Source organism: Streptomyces sp. NPDC021093, from assembly GCF_044333135.1.
Lineage (GTDB): Bacteria > Actinomycetota > Actinomycetes > Streptomycetales > Streptomycetaceae > Streptomyces.
The window spans coordinates 108,354-126,985 of the sequence record NZ_JBIRQJ010000018.1 but is presented as its reverse complement, the minus strand read 5'-3'; the positions used below and the strand labels follow the sequence as shown (position 1 = coordinate 126,985).

The 18,632-nt window shown below is 69.9% G+C and carries 18 protein-coding genes; 17 read left to right on the top strand and 1 reads right to left on the bottom strand.

Annotated elements, in window-relative coordinates; genetic code table 11:
• The first annotated feature begins 58 nt into the window (after positions 1-58).
• The 4 genes from ACH4SP_RS40135 (at position 59) to nusB (ending at position 3,255) form a co-directional block, all read left to right on the top strand.
• Positions 59-973 carry a Pro-rich N-terminal domain-containing protein gene (locus tag ACH4SP_RS40135; RefSeq protein ID WP_398423037.1) on the top strand — a complete coding sequence of 305 codons (915 nt, stop codon included), beginning with the start codon at positions 59-61 and terminating at the stop codon, positions 971-973.
• Positions 974-1,075: 102 nt separating this feature from the next.
• Entirely contained in the window at positions 1,076-2,191 is a 1,116-nt protein-coding gene (locus ACH4SP_RS40130) for a M24 family metallopeptidase (RefSeq protein ID WP_398423035.1), read from the top strand.
• A gap of 60 nt (positions 2,192-2,251) precedes the next feature.
• Positions 2,252-2,818: an elongation factor P gene (efp, locus tag ACH4SP_RS40125; RefSeq protein WP_398423033.1), complete on the top strand. Its 567-nt coding sequence runs from the start codon at positions 2,252-2,254 to the stop codon at positions 2,816-2,818.
• Positions 2,819-2,820: 2 nt separating this feature from the next.
• On the top strand, positions 2,821-3,255 hold the full coding sequence (gene nusB, locus ACH4SP_RS40120) for a transcription antitermination factor NusB (RefSeq protein WP_398423031.1): 435 nt from the start codon (positions 2,821-2,823) through the stop codon (positions 3,253-3,255).
• Positions 3,256-3,445: 190 nt separating this feature from the next.
• On the opposite strand, the gene bldD is transcribed toward nusB, so the two are convergent.
• The gene (gene bldD, locus ACH4SP_RS40115; protein ID WP_185030598.1) at positions 3,446-3,946 is read right to left on the bottom strand and encodes a transcriptional regulator BldD; all 501 of its coding nucleotides are present in this window, start codon (positions 3,944-3,946) and stop codon (positions 3,446-3,448) included.
• 207 nt (positions 3,947-4,153) lie between these two features.
• On the opposite strand from bldD, the gene pyrR reads away from it, so the two are divergent.
• From pyrR to metK, 13 genes are all read left to right on the top strand, one after another.
• Positions 4,154-4,762 (top strand): bifunctional pyr operon transcriptional regulator/uracil phosphoribosyltransferase PyrR, encoded by a 609-nt coding sequence (gene pyrR / locus ACH4SP_RS40110; RefSeq protein WP_398423029.1) that lies wholly within the window; start codon positions 4,154-4,156, stop codon positions 4,760-4,762.
• A gap of 96 nt (positions 4,763-4,858) precedes the next feature.
• Entirely contained in the window at positions 4,859-5,842 is a 984-nt protein-coding gene (locus tag ACH4SP_RS40105; RefSeq protein WP_398423027.1) for an aspartate carbamoyltransferase catalytic subunit, read from the top strand.
• Between the two features lie 2 nt (positions 5,843-5,844).
• Positions 5,845-7,131: a dihydroorotase gene (locus tag ACH4SP_RS40100; protein WP_398423025.1), complete on the top strand. Its 1,287-nt coding sequence runs from the start codon at positions 5,845-5,847 to the stop codon at positions 7,129-7,131.
• Positions 7,128-7,745 (top strand): hypothetical protein, encoded by a 618-nt coding sequence (locus ACH4SP_RS40095; protein WP_398423023.1) that lies wholly within the window; start codon positions 7,128-7,130, stop codon positions 7,743-7,745. Before ACH4SP_RS40100 ends, ACH4SP_RS40095 begins: the two co-directional genes overlap by 4 nt.
• The gene (gene carA / locus ACH4SP_RS40090; protein ID WP_398423021.1) at positions 7,742-8,878 is read left to right on the top strand and encodes a glutamine-hydrolyzing carbamoyl-phosphate synthase small subunit; all 1,137 of its coding nucleotides are present in this window, start codon (positions 7,742-7,744) and stop codon (positions 8,876-8,878) included. Before ACH4SP_RS40095 ends, carA begins: the two co-directional genes overlap by 4 nt.
• On the top strand, positions 8,871-12,182 hold the full coding sequence (gene carB, locus ACH4SP_RS40085) for a carbamoyl-phosphate synthase large subunit (RefSeq protein ID WP_398423018.1): 3,312 nt from the start codon (positions 8,871-8,873) through the stop codon (positions 12,180-12,182). The genes carA and carB overlap by 8 nt, the downstream gene beginning before the upstream one ends.
• A 75-nt stretch (positions 12,183-12,257) precedes the next feature.
• A complete protein-coding gene (locus ACH4SP_RS40080; protein WP_398423016.1) occupies positions 12,258-13,385 on the top strand; it encodes a quinone-dependent dihydroorotate dehydrogenase in 1,128 nt (375 codons plus the stop codon).
• The gene (gene pyrF, locus ACH4SP_RS40075) at positions 13,382-14,221 is read left to right on the top strand and encodes an orotidine-5'-phosphate decarboxylase (RefSeq protein ID WP_398423014.1); all 840 of its coding nucleotides are present in this window, start codon (positions 13,382-13,384) and stop codon (positions 14,219-14,221) included. Before ACH4SP_RS40080 ends, pyrF begins: the two co-directional genes overlap by 4 nt.
• A gap of 255 nt (positions 14,222-14,476) precedes the next feature.
• Positions 14,477-14,800, top strand: a complete 324-nt coding sequence (locus tag ACH4SP_RS40070) for an integration host factor (protein WP_014157387.1) — start codon at positions 14,477-14,479, stop codon at positions 14,798-14,800.
• A gap of 59 nt (positions 14,801-14,859) precedes the next feature.
• Entirely contained in the window at positions 14,860-15,453 is a 594-nt protein-coding gene (gene gmk / locus ACH4SP_RS40065) for a guanylate kinase (RefSeq protein ID WP_398423011.1), read from the top strand.
• Between the two features lie 82 nt (positions 15,454-15,535).
• Positions 15,536-15,808 (top strand): DNA-directed RNA polymerase subunit omega, encoded by a 273-nt coding sequence (gene rpoZ / locus ACH4SP_RS40060; RefSeq protein ID WP_003970369.1) that lies wholly within the window; start codon positions 15,536-15,538, stop codon positions 15,806-15,808.
• Positions 15,809-15,926: 118 nt separating this feature from the next.
• On the top strand, positions 15,927-17,141 hold the full coding sequence (gene coaBC / locus ACH4SP_RS40055; protein WP_398423009.1) for a bifunctional phosphopantothenoylcysteine decarboxylase/phosphopantothenate--cysteine ligase CoaBC: 1,215 nt from the start codon (positions 15,927-15,929) through the stop codon (positions 17,139-17,141).
• Positions 17,142-17,390: 249 nt separating this feature from the next.
• Positions 17,391-18,599, top strand: a complete 1,209-nt coding sequence (metK, locus tag ACH4SP_RS40050) for a methionine adenosyltransferase (protein ID WP_398423007.1) — start codon at positions 17,391-17,393, stop codon at positions 18,597-18,599.
• Positions 18,600-18,632 lie beyond the last annotated feature (33 nt).

The window sequence follows — 18,632 nt, the reverse complement described above, 5'->3', positions numbered from 1 at the left end:
GTCCGGATTCACCGATCAGCCCGGCAACAGTCGCCTGTACGAGACGGAGTGGCACCGGATGCAGCACGTAGTGGGGGCTCCGCTGCCACCTCCCCACGGCACCGCCCACATCTGGGCGGGCGCCGCCCCCCACGGCACCCCGCACCCGCCCGCGGGTCCGCCGGCGGGGCCGCCCGCCGGCCCGCCCCGGCCGCCCCACACACCGCCCGTGCCGCAGCCCCCGGGCTTCACCACGCACGGCACAGGCAACGGCCCGCCGGCCCCGCAGCCGCACGCGCCGGCCCCGCAGCCGCACCAGGCCCCCCAGCACGCCCCCGTGCCGTCCGGCGCCCGGGACACCACGGGCCACATCCAGCTGCCGCCGGGCGGCCCCGTGCCGCTGCCCGCACCGCCGACCGCGACCGCCCACACCGGCAACACCACCCTCGCGGTCCTGCTGATAGGCCCCGCGGGGGCGGGCAAGACCACGGTCGCCAAGTACTGGGCGCAGAGCCGCCGGGTGCCGACCGCGCACATCAGCCTCGACGACGTCCGCGAATGGGTCTGCTCCGGCTTCGCCGACCCGCAGGCAGGCTGGAACGACCACTCCGAGGCCCAGTACCGCCTCGCCCGCCGCACCTGCGGCTTCGCCGCCCGCAACTTCCTCGCCAACAACATCTCCTGCATCGTCGACGACGCCGTCTTCCCCGACCGGCCCGTCGTCGGCCTCGGGGGCTGGAAGCGGCACGTGGGCCCCGGACTGCTCCCCGTGGTCCTGCTGCCGGGCCTGGAGATCGTCCTGGAGCGCAACGCCAAGCGCAGCGGCAACAGGCGCCTCAGCGACGAGGAAGTGGCCCGCATCCACGGCCGGATGGCCGGCTGGTACGGATCGGGGCTGCCCATCATCGACAACTCCCAGTACGACGTGCCCACCACGGCCCAGCTCCTCGACGAGACCCTCGCCAGGGCGATGGCGAGCCCGCCCACCTGGTAGTCCGCGCCGGACCCGTCCGCCTGACCCGCCGGACACCTCCGGCGACCCCCGGTCGGACGCGCAGAAACGGCGCGCCCGCGTGCCCGTACCTACGCTCGGGGCATGTCTGAGGCCCATGGAATCCGCCGCGGGCGGCTGCGCGACCGTACGGCCGCCGCGGGCAGCGAGGCCGCGCTGGTCTCCCGGCCCGCCAACGTCCGCTACCTCGTCGGCAGCGCCCCGCCGGGCGCCGTCCTGCTGCTCGGCCCCGAGGGCCCCGAGCACGACGTCCTGCTCTGCCCGCGCACTCCCGAGGGCACGCCGGTCGAAGGGCGCCCCGACGAGGCGCTGCGCCTCCACGTCCTGCCGACCCCGGGCGCCGACGCGGCCGTGGCCGCCGCCGGCTTCGCGGCAGCCGCCGGTGCCGGCTCGCTCGCCGTCGAGGAACACCACCTGACGGTGGCCCGCTACCGGGCGCTCGGCTCGGTCGCGCCCCGGCTGCGGCTCGCGGAGCTCGGTTCCGCCGTCGAGCAGCAGCGCATCGTCAAGGACCAGGAGGAGATCGCCGCTCTGCGCACGGCGGGCGAGATCACCGACCAGGCCCTCGGCGAGCTCCTCGAATCCATCCTGGTGGGCCGTACGGAACGGCACCTCGCCCTGGAGCTGGAGCGCCGGCTCGTCGACCACGGCGCCGACGCCCCCGCCTTCGCCACCTCCGTGGGCACCGGACCCCATTCCGGACGAGCCGGGCACCGGCCGACCGACCGCAGGGTCGAGGAGGGCGACTTCCTGTCCGTCTGCCTCGGCGCGGACTTCCGCGGCTACCGGGTCGAGATCGGCCGTACCTTCGTGATCGGCACCAGCCCCGCCGACTGGCAGATCGAGCTGTACGACCTGGTGTTCGCCGCCCAGCGGGCGGCCCGGGAGACCCTCGCGCCCGGCGTCGAGTACCGCGAAGTGGACCGCGCGGCACGCCACCGGCTGGAGGCGGCAGGCTACGGCGAGGCCCTTCCGGCGTCCACCGGACACGGCGTGGGACTCGAAATCGTGGAGGACCCGCAGCTGGCACCTTCGGCCATGGGTAAACTGGACGCTTGTGTGCCGGTCACCGTCGAACCGGGGGTTCACCTCCCTGGCCGGGGCGGAGTCCGGATCGATGACACTCTCGTCGTGCGCCCCGAGGCGGACGGCGGACCCGAGCTACTCACCATCACGACCAAGGAACTGCTCGCGCTCTAGCCTCGTGCTTGCCGAGTGCGTTCTGTCGGTCGTTCCACCAGTCCAGGAGATTCCGCAACCGTGGCTTCCACGAACGACCTCAAGAACGGCATGGTGCTCAAGCTCGACGGAGGCCAGCTCTGGTCCGTCGTCGAGTTCCAGCACGTCAAGCCCGGCAAGGGCCCGGCCTTCGTGCGCACCAAGCTCAAGAGCGTGATGTCCGGCAAGGTCGTCGACAAGACCTTCAACGCCGGCACGAAGGTCGACACCGCCACCATCGACCGTCGTGACATGCAGTTCTCGTACATGGACGGCGAGTACTTCGTCTTCATGGACATGGACACGTACGACCAGCTGATGGTCGACCGCAAGTCCGTCGGCTCCACCGCCAACTTCCTGATCGAGGGCTTCACCGCCTCCGTCGCCCAGCACGAGGGCGAGGTGCTCTACGTCGAGCTCCCGGCCGCCGTCGAGCTGACGATCCAGCACACCGACCCGGGTGTGCAGGGCGACCGCTCCACCGGTGGCACCAAGCCCGCCACCCTGGAGACCGGTTACGAGATCGGCGTCCCGCTGTTCATCACGACCGGCGAGAAGATCAAGGTCGACACCCGCACGGGCGACTACCTCGGCCGGGTGAACAGCTAACCGTGGCCGCTCGCAACAACGCCCGCAAACGCGCGTTCCAGATCCTCTTCGAGGCCGATCAGCGCGGTACGTCCGTGCAGAATGTCCTCGCGGACTGGGTCCGGCACTCGCGGAGCGACGAGCGACAGCCGCCGGTGACCGAATACACGATGGAACTCGTCGAGGGGTACGCGCAGTACGCGTCCCGGATCGACGAGCTCATCGAGACCTATGCCGAAGGCTGGGACCTCGACCGGATGCCGGTCGTGGACCGCAACATCGTCCGGCTCGGTACGTACGAGCTGGTGTGGGTGGACGGGACCCCGGACGCGGTGGTGATCGACGAGGCGGTTCAGCTCGCCAAGGAGTTCTCCACCGACGACTCCCCGTCGTTCGTGAACGGCCTGCTGGGCCGCTTCAAGAACCTCAAGGCCAACCTCCGCCGCGAAGAGGGCTGACGCCCCCTTCCCGCAGGGATTCGCCACGCGAAGGGCCCGCCGCACGGAATCCGTGCGGCGGGCCCTTCGCGTGTGCCCCGAGTGCTCGTGGGTACGGGAAAAACCGCCGGGGGCGGCAGGGACCTCATGGTCCCCACCGCCCCCGGCGGTACGTTTCTTCTCTTGCGGCACACGGCGCGAGAGGTGCGGATCAGACCTCTTCGTGGCCGACCGCGCGACGCGCGTCCGCGTCCAGGACGCCCCAGCTGATGAGCTGTTCGGTCAGGACCGAGGGCGACTGGTCGTAGATCACGGCCAGGGTGCGCAGGTCGTCCTGACGGATCGACAGCACCTTGCCGTTGTAGTCGCCGCGCTGCGACTGGATGGTGGCCGCGTACCGCTGGAGCGGTCCGGCCTTCTCCGCAGGAACGTGCGCGAGGCGCTCCAGGTCGAGACGGAGCTTCGGCGGCGGCTCGGCGGCGCCGCCCGGCGTCGTGCCGGGCAGGAGCTCCTGGACGGGAACCCCGTAGAAGTCCGCCAGCTCGGCGAGGCGCTGCACGGTCACGGCACGGTCGCCGCGCTCGTACGAACCCACCACGACCGCCTTCCAACGGCCCTGGGACTTCTCCTCGACACCGTGGAGGGAAAGGCCCTGCTGGGTGCGGATCGCCCGGAGCTTGGCCCCGAGCTGCTTGGCGTATTCGCTGGACATAAAGCTCCCCGGACGCTGGAACATTGCGGCTCCGCCGCGTGGCTGGTAACTCACTGTGAGGTTACGCAGCGTTACTTGGATGCGTCAAGCCGAACGGGTGGGAGCCCCGTGAGAGAAGGGATCCGAGCCCCCTGGTACCGTGGAACACGTACATCCGACGTCCTTTAAGAACCGTCCTGTGAGGCGGAGAAGGAGGTCCGTTTCATTATGGACACCAGCGGCATTTCTGTTTCAGGCACTGGCATTACCGGCAATTCCGATGGAGCGCGGGCCGTTCTCGAAGGCCCCGACATCGCACGGGTCCTGACCCGTATCGCGCACGAAATCGTCGAACGCGCCAAGGGCGCCGACGACGTGGTCCTGCTCGGCATTCCGACCCGCGGTGTCTTCCTCGCCCGCCGGCTCGCCGCCAAGCTCGAAGAGATCACCGGCCGCCCGATGCCGGTCGGCTCCCTCGACATCACCATGTACCGCGACGACCTGCGGATGCGCCCCGCGCGCGCCCTGGCCCGGACGGAAATCCCCGGAGACGGCCTCGACGGCCGGCTGGTCGTCCTCGTCGACGACGTGCTCTTCTCCGGCCGGACCATCCGCGCCGCCCTCGACGCGCTGGGCGACCTCGGCCGCCCGCGCGCGGTCCAGCTCGCGGTCCTCGTCGACCGCGGCCACCGCGAACTGCCGATCCGCGCCGACTACGTCGGCAAGAACCTCCCCACGTCGCTGCGGGAGACGGTCAAGGTCCAGCTCGCCGAGGAGGACGGTCGCGACACCGTGCTGCTCGGTCTCCAGCAGACCGCCCCGGCCGACAGCAAGTAGCTCCCCCTCCTCCGTGCGGCCCGTTGACCGGGTCGTACGGATGCTGCTGCCTGCTCGAACGCCTTCCTCACCTCCGTACACCTGGAGAGAACCAAGATGATGCGCCACCTCATCTCGGCCGCCGACCTCACCCGCGACGACGCCGTCCTGATCCTCGACACCGCCGAGGAGATGGCCCGGGTCGCGGACCGGCCGATAAAGAAGCTGCCCACCCTGCGCGGCCGTACCGTCGTCAACCTCTTCTTCGAGGACTCGACACGGACCCGGATCTCGTTCGAGGCGGCCGAGAAGCGGCTGTCGGCCGACGTCATCAACTTCACCGCCAAGGGGTCCTCGGTCTCCAAGGGCGAGTCGCTGAAGGACACCGCGCAGACGCTGGAGGCGATGGGCGTCGACGCCGTCGTCATCCGGCACGGCGCGAGCGGCGCCCCGTACCGGCTCGCGACCTCCGACTGGATCGACGCGACCGTCATCAACGCGGGCGACGGCACCCACCAGCACCCGACGCAGGCCCTGCTGGACGCCTTCACCATGCGGCGGCGGCTGGTCGGCCGGGACGCGGGGCTGGGCCAGGACCTCGAAGGCAAGCGGATCACGCTGGTCGGCGACGTGCTGCACAGCCGGGTCGCCCGCTCCAACGTCGACCTGCTGCACACCCTCGGCGCCGAGGTCACCCTCGTCGCGCCGCCCACCCTGCTGCCGATCGGCGTCGAGCACTGGCCCGCCGAGGTCTCGTACGACATCGACAGCGTCCTCGCCAAGTCCGACGCGGTGATGATGCTCCGCGTCCAGCGCGAGCGCATGAACGCGGCCTTCTTCCCGACCGAGCGCGAGTACTCGCGGCGGTACGGGCTGAACGGCGAGCGGATGGCGAAGATGCCCGAGCACGCCATCGTCATGCACCCGGGACCGATGGTCCGCGGCATGGAGATCACCGCCGAGGTGGCCGACTCCGACCGGTGCACGGTCGTCGAGCAGGTCGCCAACGGGGTCTCCGTGCGGATGGCCGTCCTCTATCTGCTTCTCGGCGGCAACGAATCCGCCGCCCCCAGCAACACTCGTACCGAGGAGAGCAAGTAATCATGAGCAAGATCCTGATCCGTGGTGCGAAGGTGCTGGGCGGCGACGTCCAGGACGTCCTGATCGACGGCGAGACCATCGAGGCGGTCGGCAGCGGGCTGTCCGCGGAGGGCGCCGAGGTGATCGAGGCCGACGGCAAGGTGCTGCTGCCGGGCCTCGTCGACCTGCACACCCACCTGCGCGAGCCGGGCCGTGAGGATTCCGAGACCGTGCTGACCGGCACGCGCGCCGCCGCCTCGGGCGGCTACACCGCCGTCTTCGCCATGGCCAACACCTTCCCCGTCGCCGACACCGCCGGCGTGGTCGAGCAGGTCTACCGGCTCGGCAAGGAGTCCGGCTACTGCGACGTGCAGCCCATCGGCGCCGTCACCGTCGGCCTGGAGGGCAAGAAGCTCGCCGAGCTCGGCGCGATGCACGACTCGGCCGCCGGGGTGAAGGTCTTCTCCGACGACGGCAAGTGCGTCGACGACGCGGTGATCATGCGCCGCGCGCTGGAGTACGTGAAGGCCTTCGGCGGCGTCGTCGCCCAGCACGCCCAGGAGCCCCGCCTCACCGAGGGCGCCCAGATGAACGAGGGCACCGTGTCGGCGGAGCTGGGTCTCGGCGGCTGGCCCGCCGTCGCCGAGGAGTCGATCATCGCGCGCGACGTGCTGCTCGCCGAGCACGTCGGCTCGCGGGTGCACATCTGCCACCTGTCGACGGCCGGTTCGGTCGAGATCGTACGGTGGGCCAAGTCGCGCGGCATCGACGTGACGGCCGAGGTCACGCCGCACCACCTGCTGCTCACCGACGAGCTGGTCCGCTCGTACAACCCGGTCTACAAGGTGAACCCGCCGCTGCGCACCGAGAAGGACGTCATGGCGCTGCGCGAGGCCCTGGCCGACGGCACGATCGACATCGTCGCCACCGACCACGCCCCGCACCCGCACGAGGACAAGGACTGCGAGTGGGCCGCCGCCGCCATGGGCATGGTGGGCCTGGAGACCGCGCTGTCCGTCGTCCAGCAGACGATGGTGGAGACCGGACTGCTCGACTGGGCCGGTGTCGCCGACCGCATGTCGTTCGCCCCGGCCGGCATCGGCCGGCTGGAGAACCACGGCCGTCCGGTCGCCGCGGGGGAGCCCGCGAACCTGACCCTCGTCGACGCCGCTTACCGTGGACAGGTGGACCCCGCGGGCTTCGCCTCCCGCAGCCGCAACACCCCGTACGAGGGTCGTGAGCTGCCGGGACGCGTCACCCACACCTTCCTGCGGGGCCGGGCAACGGTCGTGGACGGGAAACTCGCGTGACATCTCTCATTGTGTTGGCAGCCGAGGCCGAGCAGAAGTCGGCCGAGGTGACGAACTGGTCCGGACGGATCGGCTGGGTCGTCGGCCTCGCGCTCTTCGTCGCCCTCGTCTACTGGCTGATGCGCCAGGGCTGGAAGTGGCGCGGCACCCTCCAGTCGGACCTGCCCGAGCTCCCCGAATCGCCGTCGGAGCCCGGTGCGGCGAAGCTGAGGATGAGCGGCCGCTACCACGGCTCCACGACCGCCGGGCAGTGGCTCGACCGGATCGTGGCCCGCGGTCTCGGCACCCGCAGCCAGGTCGAGCTGACCCTGACCGACCAGGGCCTGGACGTCGTACGGCCCGGGGCGGACGACTTCTTCGTCCCGGCCGCGCAGCTCGTCGAGGCCCGCCTCGACAAGGGCATCGCGGGCAAGGTCCTCGCGGAGGGCGGCCTGCTGGTCGTCACCTGGGAGCACGGCGGCAAACAGATCGACTCCGGCTTCCGCTCCGAGAAGGCCGCCGAGCACGGCGCCTGGGTCGAGGCCATCAACTCCATGAACAACATCAGGACCGGTCAGAACCTCAGGACCGGCCAGAACCTCAAGATCAGCACTACGGAAGGCACCGCACGATGACGATCTCCACCCGGGGAGCCGGCCAGGCTCCCGCCGTACTCGTCCTGGAGGACGGCCGCAGCTTCCGCGGCCGTGCCTACGGGGCCGTGGGGGAGACCTTCGGCGAGGCGGTGTTCAACACCGGCATGACCGGCTACCAGGAAACCCTCACCGACCCCTCGTACCACCGTCAGGTCGTCGTGATGACCGCCCCGCACGTGGGCAACACCGGCGTCAACGACGAGGACGACGAGTCGGCGAAGATCTGGGTGGCGGGCTACGTCGTCCGCGACCCCGCCCGCGTCCCGTCCAACTGGCGCGCACAGCGCTCCCTGGACGACGAGCTGGTCGAGCAGGGGATCGTCGGGATCTCCGGCATCGACACCCGCGCCCTCACCCGCCACCTGCGCGAGCGCGGCGCCATGCGCGTCGGCATCTTCTCCGGCGAGGCACTGGCCGACGAGGCCGTGCTGCTGGCCCGTGTGCAGGAGGCCCCGCAGATGAAGGGCGCCGACCTGTCCGCGGAGGTCGCCACCAAGGAGACGTACGTCGTCCCCGCGATCGGCGAGAAGAAGTTCACCGTCGCCGCGATCGACCTCGGCATCAAGGGCATGACCCCGCACCGGATGGCCGAGCGCGGCATCGAGGTGCACGTGATGCCCGCCACGGCGACCGCCGATGACCTGTACGCCGTGAACCCCGACGGTGTCTTCCTCTCCAACGGCCCCGGCGACCCGGCGACCGTCGACCTCACCGTCATCAAGGCGGTCCTGGAGCGGAAGACCCCGCTGTTCGGCATCTGCTTCGGCAACCAGATCCTCGGCCGCGCGCTGGGCTTCGGCACGTACAAGCTGAAGTACGGCCACCGCGGCATCAACCAGCCGGTGCAGGACCGCACCACCGGCAAGGTCGAGGTCACCGCGCACAACCACGGGTTCGCCGTCGACGCGCCGCTCGACAAGGTCTCCGACACCCCCTACGGCCGGGCCGAGGTCTCCCACGTCTGTCTGAACGACAACGTGGTGGAGGGTCTCCAACTCCTCGACCAGCCCGCTTTCAGCGTCCAGTACCACCCCGAAGCAGCCGCGGGTCCGCACGACGCCGCATACCTCTTCGACCGCTTCGTCACTCTCATGGAGGGCCCGCGTGCCTAAGCGCACCGATATCCAGTCCGTCCTGGTCATCGGCTCCGGCCCGATCGTCATCGGCCAGGCCGCGGAGTTCGACTACTCCGGCACCCAGGCCTGCCGCATCCTCAAGGCCGAGGGCCTGCGGGTCATCCTGGTCAACTCGAACCCCGCGACGATCATGACCGACCCGGAGATCGCCGACGCCACGTACGTCGAGCCGATCACCCCGGAGTACGTCGAGAAGATCATCGCCAAGGAGCGCCCCGACGCCCTCCTGCCGACCCTCGGCGGCCAGACCGCGCTCAACACCGCGATCTCCATGCACGAGCAGGGCGTGCTGGAGAAGTACGGCGTGGAGCTGATCGGCGCCAACGTCGAGGCCATCAACAAGGGCGAGGACCGCGACCTCTTCAAGGGCGTCGTGGAGGCCGTCAAGGCCAAGATCGGGTACGGCGAGTCCGCCCGCTCGGTCATCTGCCACACGATGGACGACGTGATCAAGGGCGTCGACACGCTCGGCGGCTACCCCGTCGTCGTCCGCCCCTCCTTCACCATGGGCGGCGCCGGCTCCGGCTTCGCCCACGACGAGGAGGAGCTGCGCCGCATCGCGGGCCAGGGCCTCACGCTCTCCCCGACCACCGAGGTGCTCCTGGAGGAGTCCATCCTCGGCTGGAAGGAGTACGAGCTGGAGCTGATGCGCGACAAGAACGACAACGTCGTGGTCGTCTGCTCCATCGAGAACTTCGACCCGATGGGCGTCCACACCGGCGACTCCATCACGGTCGCCCCGGCGATGACCCTCACCGACCGCGAGTACCAGCGGCTGCGCGACATCGGCATCGCGATCATCCGCGAGGTCGGCGTCGACACCGGCGGCTGCAACATCCAGTTCGCGATCGACCCGACCGACGGCCGGATCATCGTCATCGAGATGAACCCGCGCGTCTCCCGCTCCTCGGCGCTCGCGTCGAAGGCGACCGGCTTCCCGATCGCGAAGATCGCTGCCCGTCTCGCCGTCGGCTACACGCTGGACGAGATCCCGAACGACATCACCGAGAAGACCCCGGCGTCCTTCGAGCCGAGCCTCGACTACGTCGTCGTCAAGGTCCCGCGCTTCGCCTTCGAGAAGTTCCCGGCCGCCGACGCCACCCTCACCACCACCATGAAGTCGGTGGGCGAGGCCATGGCCATCGGCCGCAACTTCACCGAGGCGCTCAACAAGGCGCTGCGCTCGCTGGAGAAGAAGGGATCGCAGTTCACCTTCGTCGGCGAGCCCGGCGACAAGGCCGAGCTGCTCGAAATCTCCAAGGTCCCCACCGACGGCCGCATCAACACCGTCATGCAGGCCATCCGGGCCGGTGCCACGCAGGAGGAGATCTTCGACGCCACGAAGATCGACCCCTGGTTCGTCGACCAGCTGTTCCTGATCAAGGAGTACGCGGACGAGCTCGCGGCAGCCGACAAGCTCGACCCGGAACTGCTCGCAGAAGCAAAGCGCCACGGTTTCTCGGACGTCCAGATCGCCGAGATCCGCGGCCTGCGCGAGGACGTCGTCCGCGAGGTCCGGCACGCGCTCGGGGTCCGCCCGGTCTACAAGACGGTCGACACCTGCGCCGCCGAGTTCGCCGCCAGGACGCCGTACTTCTACTCCTCGTACGACGAGGAGAGCGAGGTCGCGCCGCGCGAGAAGCCCGCCGTGATCATCCTGGGCTCCGGCCCGAACCGCATCGGCCAGGGCATCGAGTTCGACTACTCCTGCGTCCACGCCTCCTTCGCGCTCAGCGACGCGGGCTATGAGACCGTGATGGTCAACTGCAACCCGGAGACCGTCTCCACCGACTACGACACCTCCGACCGCCTGTACTTCGAGCCGCTGACGCTCGAAGACGTGTTGGAGATCGTGCACGCGGAGTCCCTCGCGGGCCCCATCGCCGGTGTCATCGTCCAGCTCGGCGGCCAGACCCCGCTGGGCCTCGCCCAGGCGCTCAAGGACAACGGCGTCCCCGTCGTCGGCACCCCGCCCGAGGCCATCCACGCCGCCGAGGACCGCGGCGCGTTCGGCCGGGTGCTCGCCGAGGCCGGCCTGCCGGCCCCCAAGCACGGCACGGCCACGACCTTCTCCGAGGCCAAGGCCATCGCCGACGAGATCGGCTACCCCGTCCTCGTACGCCCGTCGTACGTGCTCGGCGGCCGCGGCATGGAGATCGTCTACGACGAGACCCGCCTCTCCTCCTACATCGAGGAGTCCACCGAGATCAGCCCGGACCGCCCGGTCCTGGTCGACCGCTTCCTCGACGACGCGATCGAGATCGACGTCGACGCCCTCTACGACGGCACCGAGCTCTACCTCGGCGGCGTCATGGAGCACATCGAGGAGGCCGGCATCCACTCCGGCGACTCCGCCTGCGCGCTGCCCCCGATCACCCTCGGCGGCCACGACATAAAGCGCCTGCGGATCTCGACGGAGGCCATCGCCAAGGGCGTCGGCGTGCGCGGACTGATCAACATCCAGTTCGCCATGGCCGGGGACATCCTCTACGTCCTCGAAGCCAACCCGCGCGCCTCGCGCACGGTCCCCTTCACCTCGAAGGCGACCGCGGTGCCGCTCGCGAAGGCCGCCGCCCGCATCTCGCTGGGCGCCACCGTCGCCGAACTGCGCGCCGAGGGCATGCTCCCGGCCACCGGCGACGGCGGCACGCTGCCGCAGGACGCGCCGATCTCCGTCAAGGAGGCCGTGATGCCGTGGAGCCGCTTCCGCGACATGCACGGACGCGGCGTCGACACGGTGCTCGGCCCGGAGATGCGCTCCACCGGCGAGGTCATGGGCATCGACTCGGTCTTCGGCACGGCGTACGCCAAGTCGCAGGCCGGCGCGTACGGCCCGCTGCCCACCAAGGGCCGCACCTTCATCTCGGTCGCCAACCGCGACAAGCGCTCGATGATCTTCCCGGCGCGCGAACTCGTCGCCCACGGCTTCGAGCTCCTCGCCACCTCGGGCACCGCCGAGGTCCTCAAGCGCAACGGCATCAACGCCACCGTCGTGCGCAAGCAGTCCGAGGGCGAGGGCCCGAACGGCGAGAAGACCATCGTCCAGCTGATCCACGACGGTGAGGTCGACCTCATCATCAACACCCCGTACGGCACGGGCGGCCGGCTCGACGGCTACGAGATCCGTACGGCTGCCGTGTCCCGCTCCGTCCCCTGCCTCACCACGGTCCAGGCGCTCGCCGCCGCCGTGCAGGGCATCGACGCGCTCAACCGCGGCGACGTGGGAGTCCGTTCCCTCCAGGAACACGCGGAACATCTGAACGCGGCCCGCGAGGTCTAGCGAGACGGAGGGGGACACCGGAAACGGTGTCCCCCTCTTCGCGAGACCGCCCCTCCCAGACTTCCGAAGGCACCCATGTACAAGTTCTTCTTCAACCTCGTCTTCCAGCGGATGGACCCCGAGAAGGCCCACTACCTGGCCTTCCGCTGGATCCGCCTGGCCGCCCGCGTCCCCGTCCTGCGCACCTTCGTGGCCGCCGTCCTCGCGCCCCGCCACAAGGAACTGCGCACCGAGGCCCTCGGCCTGCGCATGCACGGCCCGTTCGGCCTGGCCGCCGGCTTCGACAAGAACGCCATCGCCATCGACGGCATGACGATGCTCGGCTTCGACCACATCGAGATCGGCACGGTCACCGCCCAGCCGCAGCCCGGCAACCCCAAGAAGCGCCTCTTCCGCCTGATCGCGGACCGCGCGCTCATCAACCGCATGGGCTTCAACAACGAGGGCTCCGAAGCCGTCGCCGCGCGCCTGGCGGCCCGTAACCCCGCTCTCGGTAAAAAGCACAGCAGGGCGACTGTCGGCGTCAACATCGGCAAGACCAAGGTGGTCCCGGAGGAGGAGGCCGTCGCCGACTACGTCACCTCCACCGAGCGCCTCGCCGCCCACGCCGACTACCTCGTCGTCAACGTGTCGTCCCCGAACACCCCCGGCCTGCGCAACCTCCAGGCCACGGAGTCGCTGCGTCCGCTGCTGACCGCCGTACGGGAAGCCGCCGACCGGACCGTCACGGACCGCCGCGTCCCGCTCCTGGTCAAGATCGCCCCCGACCTCGCGGACGAGGACGTCGACGCGGTCGCCGACCTGGCCCTGGAGCTGGGCCTGGACGGCATCATCGCCACCAACACCACCATCGCCCGCGAGACCCTCGGTCTGAAGTCGTCCCCCGAGCTGTACCAGGAGACCGGCGGCCTCTCCGGCGCCCCCGTCAAGGCCCGCTCCCTTGAGGTTCTGCGCCGCCTGTACGCCCGTGTGGGCGACGATCTCGTCCTCGTCGGGGTGGGCGGCATCGAGAACGCCGAGGACGCCTGGCAGCGCATCCTCGCCGGTGCCACCCTGATCCAGGGCTACAGCGCCTTCATCTACGAGGGCCCCTGCTACGCCCGCGCGATCCACAAGGGCCTGGCCGCGCGCCTGGCCGCCAGCCCGTACAAGACCCTCGCCGAGGCCGTCGGCGCAGACGCCAGGAAGCAGGCCTCCGCATGACTGTGATCCCCTTCGGCATCCGCCTCCGTACGGCCATGGACACCCGTGGCCCCCTCTGCGTGGGCATCGACCCGCACGCCTCCCTGCTGAGCGCCTGGGGCCTGGACGACGACATCAAGGGCCTGGAGACCTTCACCCGCACCGTCGTCGAGGCGCTCGCCGACCGGGTCGCCGTCCTCAAGCCGCAGTCCGCGTTCTTCGAGCGGTTCGGCTCGCGCGGCATCGCCGTACTGGAGAAGGCGGTCGAGGAGTCCCGGGCCGCCGGGGCGCTGGTCCTGATGGACGCCAAGCGAGGCGACATCGGCTCGACGATGGGCGCGTACGCGGCCACCTACCTCGACCCCGCGTCCCCGCTCTTCTCCGACGCGGTCACCGTCTCCCCGTACCTCGGCTTCGGCTCGCTGCGCCCGGCGCTCGACCTCGCGAAGGAGAACGGCGCCGGTGTCTTCGTCCTCGCCCTCACCTCCAACCCGGAGGGCGCCGAGGTCCAGCGCGCCACCGCGGCCGACGGCCGCTCCCTCGCCCAGCTGATGCTCGACCACATGGCCGCCGAGAACGCGGGCGCCGATCCGATGGGCTCCGTCGGCGCGGTCGTCGGCGCGACCCTCGGCGACGCGGGCGCGAACCTCGCGATCAACGGTCCGCTGCTCGCCCCCGGCATCGGCGCGCAGGGCGCGACGCCGGCCGACCTTCCCGGAGTCTTCGGTTCCGCGGTCGGCAACGTCGTGCCGAGCGTGAGCCGCGGCGTGCTGCGCCACGGACCCGGTCCCGTTGGACTCCGGGACTCGGCCCAGCGCTTCGCGGACGAGGTGCGCGAGGCCGTTTCGGGAGCGTGAACGCCCTGTCGGGAGCGGCCGGGGCGCGCTGTTGACGAAATCCTGACCCAAATCCCGGGTGTTATGGGGTAAATGTCCCGCTCGTCTGAGGCTGACCAGGACTTTTAGTCCGTTCTCACTGACGGGAGCGGCCATGCCCGCTAGTCTCCGACGAGAGCAAACGCACAGCTCCACCGTGTGTTGCTCACCGCGTGCGGGGTCATTGGCTTCGCACCGGTCCGTATCCGACAGTTCGACATCCGAGGTGACGTAGGCGTGGCTCTTCCGCCCCTTACCCCTGAACAGCGCGCAGCCGCGCTCGAAAAGGCCGCCGCGGCTCGCCGGGAGCGGGCCGAGGTCAAGAATCGACTCAAGCACTCCGGCGCTTCCCTCCACGAGGTCATCAAGCAGGGCCAGGAGAACGACGTCATCGGGAAGATGAAGGTCTCCGCCCTCCTTGAGTCCCTGCCCGGTGTGGGCAAGGTCCGCGCCAAGCAGATCATGGAGCGGCTCGGCATTTCCGAGAGCCGCCGGGTGCGTGGTCTCGGCTCCAACCAGATCGCATCCCTGGAGCGTGAATTCGGCGGCAGCGCTGCCTGAGCGCTCCCGCCGGAGGTCCGGCGTTCCCGGCACCCCCGGGAAGCTGGAATAATCGCTCCATGGCTGCAACATCCCGGGGGACGTCCCCCGCACCCCCGGACGTACGTCCGCGGCTGACCGTGCTCTCCGGCCCCTCAGGGGTCGGCAAGAGCACGGTCGTGTCGCATATGCGCAAGGTCCACCCCGAGGTCTGGCTCTCCGTCTCGGCCACCACCCGCAAGCCGCGACCCGGCGAGCGCAACGGTGTCCAGTACTTCTTCGTCACGGACGAGGAGTTCGACAAGCTGATCGCCAACGGCGAACTGCTGGAGTGGGCCGAGTTCGCGGGCAACCGCTACGGCACCCCGCGCAACGCCGTCTCCGAGCGTCTGGAGGCGGGTGAGCTCGTGCTCCTGGAGATCGATCTGCAGGGTGCACGCCAGGTCAAGGAGTCGCAGCCCGACTCCCAGCTGGTCTTCCTCGCTCCACCGAGCTGGGACGAACTGGTCCGTCGGCTCACCGGCCGCGGCACCGAGTCGCCCGAGGTCATCGAGCGGCGACTGGCCGCCGCCAAGATCGAACTCGCCGCCGAGGCCGAGTTCGACACCACCCTTGTCAACACCTCCGTCGAGGACGTAGCACGTGAGCTGCTAGCCTTGATGGAAGTTGTTTGATCTTTGTCCACTTTTTTCGGGCGCCCCAGAAGACCGGTCCTCCGGGAAGCCGGGTATCCCGGAAGTTTTCGGAAGGTAGAGCGTGTCCTCTTCCATCACCACGCCCGAGGGCATCATCAACCCGCCGATCGATGAGCTGCTTGAGGCCACGGACTCCAAGTACAGCCTCGTGATCTACGCGGCCAAGCGCGCGCGTCAGATCAACGCGTACTACTCCCAGCTCGGCGAAGGCCTGCTGGAGTACGTCGGTCCGCTGGTGGACACCCACGTCCACGAGAAGCCGCTCTCGATCGCCCTGCGTGAGATCAACGCGGGTCTGCTGACGTCGGAGGCCATCGAGGGCCCGGCGCAGTAGCCAGTACCAGCCCCACCGGCAGTACCAGCACCTTCATCACAGGCCCGACGGCACGTCCGTCGGGCCTGTGGTGTGTGATGGGTCCGTACGCATCCGATGAGCGCGGGGAGCCGTAACTGTGGAGAAGCCGAAGGTCGTCCTGGGGGTCAGCGGGGGCATCGCCGCCTACAAGGCGTGCGAGCTGCTGCGCCGGCTGACCGAGTCCGGCCATGACGTACGGGTCGTACCGACCGAGGCGTCGTTGCACTTCGTGGGCGCGGCCACCTGGTCGGCGCTGTCCGGGAACCCGGTCTCCACCGAGGTCTGGGACTCCGTCCACGAGGTCCCGCACGTCCGCATCGGCCAGCACGCCGATCTCGTCGTCGTCGCCCCGGCCACCGCCGACATGCTCGCGAAGGCGGCCCACGGGCTCGCCGACGACCTCCTCACCAACACGCTCCTCACCGCCCGCTGTCCGGTGCTCTTCGCCCCCGCGATGCACACCGAGATGTGGGAGCACCCGGCCACCCAGGAGAACGTGGCGACGCTGCGCCGCCGCGGCGCGGTCGTCCTGGAGCCCGCCGTCGGCCGGCTGACCGGTGTCGACACCGGCAAGGGCCGCTTCCCCGACCCGGTCGAGATCTTCGAGACCTGCCGCAGGGTCCTGGCACGCGGAACCGGTGCACCCGACCTCTCCGGCCGCCACGTCGTGATCAGCGCGGGCGGCACCCGTGAGCCGCTGGACCCGGTCCGCTACCTGGGCAACCGCTCCTCGGGCAAGCAGGGGTACGCCCTCGCCCGCACGGCCCTCGCCCGCGGCGCCCGTGTCACGCTCATCGAGGCGAACACCGGCCTGCCCGACCCGGCGGGCGCCGACATCGTGCGCGTCGGGACGGCCGTACAGCTGCGGGAAGCCGTCCTCAAGGCAGCCGCCGAGGCCGACGCGGTGGTGATGGCGGCCGCCGTCGCGGACTTCCGCCCCGAGACGTACGCCACAGGGAAGATCAAGAAGAAGGACGGCGAAGAGCCCGCGCCCATCGCGCTGGTCCGCAATCCGGACATCCTCGCCGAGGTCGCGGGCGGCGGTACGGGGGAGCGGCTGCGCCCCGGACAGGTCGTGGTCGGATTCGCCGCCGAGACCGACGACGTACTCGCCAACGGGCGCAAGAAGCTCCTGCGCAAGGGCTGTGACCTGCTCGTCGTCAACGAGGTGGGGGAGCGCAAGACCTTCGGCTCGGAGGAGAACGAAGCGGTCGTGCTCGCCGCGGACGGAGCGGAGACCCCGGTGCCCCACGGGCCGAAGGAGGCTCTCGCCGACGTCGTGTGGGACTTGATTGTCCCTCGTCTCGGGTAGACCGTTCTCTCCCTTCTGGGACGTTTTGGGAGTCGGGAATCCCGCCAAAACGGGATTTCTTACCCCTGGCGTCGCTCACTTTCCGTACTGCACAATGCAGTGCCGCGGATCACACAATGGCAATTCGGTGAGACACGTGGTCCAGCAGGCAAGAGCGACCGATAAAGTGGAAGCGGACCGACGCCGGGCGCAGCTCCCGGCCGGTCCACCAATGATCAGCCAGCAGCCGCTGCAACCCCAGGGAGCGTTGTGTCCCGTCGTCTCTTCACCTCGGAGTCTGTGACCGAGGGCCACCCCGACAAGATCGCTGACCAGATCAGCGACACGATTCTCGACGCGCTCCTGCGGGAGGACCCGACATCCCGGGTCGCCGTGGAGACCCTGATCACGACGGGCCTCGTGCACGTCGCGGGTGAGGTCACCACGAAGGCGTACGCGCCGATCGCGCAGCTCGTGCGCGAGAAGATCCTCGACATCGGCTACGACTCCTCGAAGAAGGGCTTCGACGGCGCCTCCTGTGGCGTCTCGGTGTCCATCGGCGCTCAGTCCCCGGACATCGCGCAGGGCGTCGACACCGCTTACGAGAAGCGGGTCGAGGGCGACGAGGACGAGCTCGACAAGCAGGGCGCGGGCGACCAGGGCCTGATGTTCGGCTACGCGTGCGACGAGACCCCGGAGCTGATGCCGCTCCCGATCCACCTCGCGCACCGTCTCTCCCGCCGTCTGTCCGAGGTCCGCAAGAACGGGACGATCCCGTACCTGCGTCCCGACGGCAAGACCCAGGTCACCATCGAGTACGACGGCGACAAGGCCGTCCGCCTCGACACGGTCGTCGTCTCCTCGCAGCACGCGAGCGACATCGACCTGGAGTCCCTCCTCGCCCCGGACATCCGCGAGTTCGTCGTCGAGCACGTCCTCAAGCAGCTCGTCGAGGACGGCATCAAGCTCGACACCGAGGGCTACCGCCTCCTGGTGAACCCGACCGGCCGCTTCGAGATCGGCGGCCCGATGGGCGACGCCGGCCTGACCGGCCGCAAGATCATCATCGACACGTACGGCGGCATGGCCCGTCACGGCGGCGGCGCCTTCTCGGGCAAGGACCCGTCCAAGGTGGACCGCTCGGCCGCCTACGCGATGCGCTGGGTCGCCAAGAACGTGGTCGCGGCAGGGCTGGCGTCCCGCTGCGAGGTGCAGGTCGCGTACGCGATCGGCAAGGCAGAGCCGGTCGGTCTCTTCGTCGAGACCTTCGGCACCGCCACGGTCGACACGGACAAGATCGAGCACGCCATCGCCGAGGTCTTCGACCTCCGTCCGGCCGCGATCATCCGCGACCTGGACCTGCTCCGCCCGATCTACGCGCAGACCGCCGCGTACGGTCACTTCGGCCGCGAGCTGCCCGACTTCACGTGGGAGCGCACGGACCGCGTGGACGCGCTGAAGAAGGCCGCAGGCCTGTAAGGCTCGTACGCCTGCGGGATTCGTTCGCCCGCG

Bases quoted from the DNA above. Each gene is read 5' to 3' on its own strand.
- ACH4SP_RS40135 (WP_398423037.1), top strand. From the start codon at position 59: ATGCAGCACGTAGTGGGGGCTCCGCTGCCACCTCCCCACGGCACCGCC.
- ACH4SP_RS40130 (WP_398423035.1), top strand. From the start codon at position 1,076: ATGTCTGAGGCCCATGGAATCCGCCGCGGGCGGCTGCGCGACCGTACG.
- bldD (WP_185030598.1), bottom strand. From the start codon at position 3,946: ATGTCCAGCGAATACGCCAAGCAGCTCGGGGCCAAGCTCCGGGCGATC.
- pyrR (WP_398423029.1), top strand. From the start codon at position 4,154: ATGGACACCAGCGGCATTTCTGTTTCAGGCACTGGCATTACCGGCAAT.
- ACH4SP_RS40105 (WP_398423027.1), top strand. From the start codon at position 4,859: ATGATGCGCCACCTCATCTCGGCCGCCGACCTCACCCGCGACGACGCC.
- ACH4SP_RS40100 (WP_398423025.1), top strand. From the start codon at position 5,845: ATGAGCAAGATCCTGATCCGTGGTGCGAAGGTGCTGGGCGGCGACGTC.
- carA (WP_398423021.1), top strand. From the start codon at position 7,742: ATGACGATCTCCACCCGGGGAGCCGGCCAGGCTCCCGCCGTACTCGTC.
- ACH4SP_RS40080 (WP_398423016.1), top strand. From the start codon at position 12,258: ATGTACAAGTTCTTCTTCAACCTCGTCTTCCAGCGGATGGACCCCGAG.
- pyrF (WP_398423014.1), top strand. From the start codon at position 13,382: ATGACTGTGATCCCCTTCGGCATCCGCCTCCGTACGGCCATGGACACC.
- gmk (WP_398423011.1), top strand. From the start codon at position 14,860: ATGGCTGCAACATCCCGGGGGACGTCCCCCGCACCCCCGGACGTACGT.